Source organism: Stenotrophomonas sp. 05L44_2 (assembly GCF_056665995.1).
In genome coordinates this window covers 1-1,527 of sequence record NZ_JBFTNR010000874.1, presented here as the reverse complement: position 1 = coordinate 1,527, position 1,527 = coordinate 1, and the positions used below count along the sequence as shown (strand labels likewise).

The following is a 1,527-nucleotide window of genomic DNA, read 5'->3' as shown; positions in this document are numbered from 1 at the left end:
GGGCTCCCAGAGTCTTCGGATCGCCTACCCATTCGCGCTGCCAGGCCATGGCCGAATCGCTCAACTGTGCCTCACCACTGAACATCAGCGGCAGGTCGTACACACCGACGTAGCCGGCCGCGCACTGGTACAGCCCGGGTTCGCGGATYGGCCCCATCATCGCGGCATACGCACCGTAGCTGGCCCCATAGATGCAGATGCGGTTGCTGTCGGCGATGCCCTCTGCGATGGCCCAGCGGGTGGCGTCGGTCACATCGTCCTGCATGGCCGCGCCCCACTGCTTCGCACCCGCCTGGGTGAACGCGCGGCCATAGTTGGCCGAACCACGGAAGTTGACCTGCAACACGGCATACCCTGCCGCCGCCAGCATCTGCGGCTCGTTGCTGTAGCTGCCCTCATCGAATACGCCGATGGGGCCACCGTGCGGCAGCACGACCAACGGCAGATTGCGCCCTTCGCTGCCCGGCGGCAGGGTCAGGAAGCCGTGCAGCGGCAGTCCGTCGCGCGCCTTCAGCGAGAACGGACGCACGGTGGCGGCCAGTTTCGGGTCGATCCATTCGCTGCGGCTGAGCAGATGCTCGGCGGCCTTTGCGCGGGTGTCGAACAGGTAGAAATCCCCGGGATTGCTGCCCGACCACGTCTGCACCACCACCTTGCCGCCATCACGGGTACTGGAGGTGATGAACACCGGGCCACCGAACGCCGCTTCAAGGCTGCGGTACTGACGGGCATCGGCGCCCTTCTCATCGAAGAAGCGCGTGCGCGGTGCATCGCCGGCAAACAGCGCGCCCACCGGCACGCGGGTGCCCGGGCGGAAGATGATCGCGTAGGGGTCGACCACGCCATCGCGCAGCACCTCGCGCCGTTGGCCGGTCTGTGGGTTCCAGCTGACGATGGCATCGGGCCCGGTGGGCTGCTCGACCTGCAGATAGGCCAGCGCGCCATCTTCGGAGAAGCCGATTGCGGTTTCTATCCGGTGGCTCAGCGACTCGTCATTGACCAGCGACCACTGCGCATTGGTCCCGGCGCGGTAGTASAGCTTGTTGACGTTGTCCGACGCTGCGCCGTGGGCGAAGCGCACTTCACCCTGATGATCGGTAGTGAAATCGGCACGCTGCACGGGTGAACCGGAAACGCGCACGCGACGTCCACTGACCACATCAAGCCGCTCGACCCGGGTGTAGGGGTCCTCGGCGAAGGGCCATACCGCGATCAGCACATTGCGGTCGTCGCCCGCCAGTTCGTCGGTGAGGAAGGCCGCGACGTCCTCCACCTTCTTCGGCTGGATGCGCGTACCCAACCCGCGCCCCTGCACGCGGTAGCCGACCAGCAGTTCCCCGCCCTTGCCATCGACGTTGACCCCGTACAGTTCACCGGTGGGCTGCGGCGTATCGAGTACTCCGAGCTTCTCGGCCAGGCCGACCAGCAGGCGCTCGTTGCTCACCCATTCAAAGGTGTTGGCGTGGTTCTTGTCCTGCGGGCGGAACACGCCTTGGCGTGGTTCTTGTCCTGCGGGCGGAACACGCC

1 protein-coding gene is annotated in these 1,527 nt (G+C 66.3%); it reads right to left on the bottom strand.

Going from position 1 to position 1,527, the window contains the following annotated elements; genetic code table 11:
* On the bottom strand, window positions 1–1,489 hold a 1,489-nt coding region (locus AC1VAN_RS21560), incomplete at its 3' end, for an alpha/beta hydrolase family protein (protein ID WP_480986710.1).
* Between the last annotated feature and the right edge of the window lie 38 nt (window positions 1,490–1,527).